Source organism: Desulfurococcus sp. (assembly GCF_049970475.1).
GTDB lineage: Archaea > Thermoproteota > Thermoprotei_A > Sulfolobales > Desulfurococcaceae > Desulfurococcus > Desulfurococcus amylolyticus.
Window position 1 is genome coordinate 1 of sequence record NZ_JBMFMW010000137.1, and the last position, 2,205, is coordinate 2,205.

1 protein-coding gene is annotated in these 2,205 nt (G+C 49.9%); it reads right to left on the bottom strand.

The window, feature by feature from the left end:
• Positions 1 to 133 precede the first annotated feature (133 nt).
• Positions 134 to 2,053: an ATP-binding protein gene (locus ACP5N5_RS06695; RefSeq protein WP_428134349.1), complete on the bottom strand. Its 1,920-nt coding sequence runs from the start codon at positions 2,051 to 2,053 to the stop codon at positions 134 to 136.
• Positions 2,054 to 2,205 lie beyond the last annotated feature (152 nt).

A 2,205-nucleotide genomic window follows, 5' to 3' on the forward strand; every position in this document is an offset into this window, starting at 1 on the left:
TTCCTTAATTCAAGATGTAGGGTGCTCGCGAACACTCCTAAGCCAGATGCAAGCCCAAGCAGGATACAGGGGAACAGGGATGAAGGGATGAAACAAGCTTATATAAACCTATATGAGACCTGAACCCCGTCAGCTAACCCGGCTTCAACCCGGTGGACCCGAGGTAATCTAGTTTAACAATTAATGGTGGTGGAGGCTGCTCTCCAGGTCTTCCAGCCATCTTTAATACGGCCATACCTGTTGACAGGGATGTTAGGGTTCTGCGGAGTAGTCTGGCGAAGTCGGCATCGATGGTGCTTAGTTTCTCAGCGTCTTCACCAGCCACTTGGAACACTAGTTTCACACCTGTATTAGTAAGTACCGATTGGATTAGCTGACCAGGTATTTGACCAGTGTGCTGATGGGCTACAACAAGGTGTAAACCATACTTCCTAGCCTCTGAGAAAACAATGTCTATTAATGGGAGATCGGAGACAAATTGGAACTCATCTATGATGAGGAACACGGGTGTCCTGGGCTTTCCCAGCCTCGACCTAGCCAGTGCCTCGTACCATGTCTTGATAACTATTGTCGAGGCGATCAGCCTGGCTAAATCTCCTCCTACAACCGCCTTGGGTATGGAGAATAATGTCAGTGATCCAGGTGACATCATTTCCTCGAAGTCCACGCTGGTCCTGCTCGTTAACTCCCTGAGAAATCTATCCCTGGCATACGGCTCCAGCCTCGATAATGCCGAGATAAGGGACTGCCTCTGCATACTCCTGAGCACCCCTATTTGGCGCCTCCACTCGTAGTCGCTTAGATCTCCCAGTGTAACCCTACCATCATACAGTCCTAGTATAGTATTATATAGGTCCGCCATAGTGGGTGAATCACTCCTTGAGTACAGAGCTCTCAAAACGACTCTAAGCAAGTACCTGACATTCACAGCCGTGTTCACTAGTTTTAAAACCTCGCGGAAGATATCAAGGAGTATGTCTATGGCGACTGATACAGCGTAATCCCTATCCCTGTGTTTAGGCAGGTCAAGAGGATTGATACTGAACGGGTTGTCGACCGGGTCATAGAGTAGTGAACCGGATATCTCACTGCCTAGCTCTAAAGCCATATCTCCATGGGGATCTATCACAATGATAGAGGCCCCACCAGTTTCATGCACCCTGTGAACCAGAAGCTTAAGGAAACTAGTCTTACCACTACCGGTTTGGCCAATAACGTAGACATGCCTCTCGAGGTCACTCATACAGAGCCTTACCTCCCTCCCGTTAAGGGTAGAGCCTATCCTGAAGCAATCGGCCCCGCTTCTAACTGGTACAGCCTCTGGCAGAAGGCTCCTCCTTGCGAATTCAACATTGTGTATAGCTGGATCAGGGAGAATCATCATATCATACACCCTACTACTGGTTACAACTGGTATATCCCCGGGGAAAACCCGGGTCCAGAAACCAGTCTCCAACGGCTTCAGGTACCCCCATAGTTCACCAGGAGTTCTGGCAATATGCCTAACCCATTTAAAGCCTGTGTAAGATGCCGTGGAATACTTCTCCTCGATCAACCCAAGGGTAATCCTATCCCTTGCCGCCCCCATTATCCTCAGGGTCCATAGCCCCCTCCTAGCCCTATCAAGGATGGTCTCAGCCTCCACTCTGCCTCCACGGGTCCCTCTAGCCTTCAATAACCCACGAGCCCTCGAGAAGAATATCTCATCTAACACGGTGTCCCTGGAGAACCCTATACACATCAACCCAGGCCTTCCAAGAGAAGACGCTATGCTCGGTGGATCCAGTATAACCGTGTCTCTCAGCCAGAAATCCCTTCTATTCTTCAACCTCGCTTCTGAAACATATAGTTCTGGGCCGGTTTCCCCGGTCAACTCCTGTACACTATACTCCCTGACATCCATGAATTTACTGAGAGAATCCCTAGGTAGCTCAGTGGCGATGAATACCCTTAGGCTTCCCCCGGTGTTCAACAGGCAGTAAGTGAACCTGTAGCCCAGGGCGCTGGGATCCGGCTTCTCCCCGATCCTGGGGAATACATGGTATAGTTGCACTGGTATCACGCTGGCTGAGACGCTACGAGATAAGAGCGGATAGTATCAGCCAGAGGAAGGCTAGTAGTACTCCTCCCACGATAGCGCTGATGATAAACCTTCTCCCTTCATCACCATCACCAGTCACGATCTTTAAGACACCATAGAAGCCT